The organism is Sporosarcina sp. E16_3, from assembly GCF_017347125.1.
In the GTDB taxonomy this organism is placed as follows: Bacteria; Bacillota; Bacilli; order Bacillales_A; family Planococcaceae; genus Sporosarcina.
This window is the reverse complement of sequence record NZ_JADPRX010000074.1, coordinates 1-1,462: the sequence shown is the minus strand read 5'-3', so window position 1 is coordinate 1,462 and position 1,462 is coordinate 1. Positions and strand designations below refer to the sequence as shown.

Below are 1,462 nucleotides of genomic sequence, written 5' to 3'. Positions count from 1 at the left end.
TTGAAGCTGTGTAAGACGATCAACCGCAAGTTTACTGGCATTGTACGCAATATGAACCAAGTCGAAATGAACTTTGGCTTTGACTCCTGTACAATGATAGATCTGATCTAGCAGAAAAAAGCCTTTTAGATAAGCATTTACACGTTCAACGGAACTTCGTTCCTTATAGATTTCATCCCATTTCATCGACCCACGTGCTGGTGCTGTGTAACGTCTTAGATCATCAGTGATTTTCTTTTTATAGATTTTCTGACATAGACTGTCGTTAGCTAATGGGCAGTCCTTACATTCGTTTGGCCGTGTGTATTTCAACGTTTTGTACTTCGCATCGAAGCTATCATAACGATAGGAATGTTCCCGCACGCATGTGGGTGCGAAATACTCATCAAAGCCTATTGGCTCGGGTTCGTTCTTCTTATTATAAGCAATGATAGATTGCGCTCCAATTCGATAAATCTGTTCATAAATTGGTTGGTAGTCGTAACCAGCATCCATTGTCACATGTTTTATTTTCAATAACGGAAGGCGTTCTTTAGTACCTTTTAATAATGGGATCGCAGCTTTTCCATCGTTAAGATTACCTGAGGAAAACAGAGATTGAAGAATGTATTGGCTCTTCGTCCCAACTGCCAGATGACATTTGAATCCGTACCAAAATACGTTTTTCCCTTCACTGTTCTTCTTTATTCCCCATTTTGGTTGTGTAGGTACTGTGGAGCGAAGTTCCTTAAGTGATACATCAAGTTGATCTTCAATTTTCTTATCGTAAACCGGAAGATTCGCTTCTATTTCGGCTTTTTCAATTAGCCATTGTTCACGTTCCTCTTTCTTTTTACGCCCTCGTTTTTTGGGCTCTTTTTCAACCTTATCTGATTTATATGGAGCGCGATCACGTGCTTCTACATGCGTTGCATCAATGGCTATCGTTTCATCTGAGACGAAACCTTCTGATATAGCCTGAAGAAGTAGGGTTTCTTGAACAATTTCTAACGCATCAGATTCGCTAATCAATGTAATCATACGTGAATAAGAAGCTTCGGATGGGATTTCATCTGATACCAAGAACCCACAATCAACTTTAAATCGTAAGTCTGTAGAGAGACGTTTTACTAAGTCTTTTATAAAAGGAATACGCTCGGTGATTCGAATGATCAATGAATAAATCATCGCAGAGTAATTAAGAGATTGTTTAGGTCCGAATCTGGACTTTTTCATTACTACGTCAAGGAGCGGATGAATCTCAATACCGGATAAAATTGAATTAAATCGATGGGTAGGTTCCAAATCAAATAAAACTTGCATGTCAAACAGGCTTTCTTGTCGTATAATAGGCATAGAGCATTTCTCCAGTCTGTTAATGTGTGTGTCAGAACTCTCATTATACAGGATTTGGGGAGGTGCTCTTTTTTCTTGCCGTTTTATACTTAGAGCCGCAAGGGCTCAGAGATATGAAATTGATTCA

At 39.1% G+C, this 1,462-nt stretch carries 1 protein-coding gene; it reads right to left on the bottom strand.

Annotated elements, in window-relative coordinates; genetic code table 11:
* The coding region (locus I2483_RS19085; RefSeq protein ID WP_207278644.1) for a transposase at positions 1–1,335 on the bottom strand (1,335 nt) is incomplete at its 3' end.
* Positions 1,336–1,462: the final 127 nt, after the last annotated feature.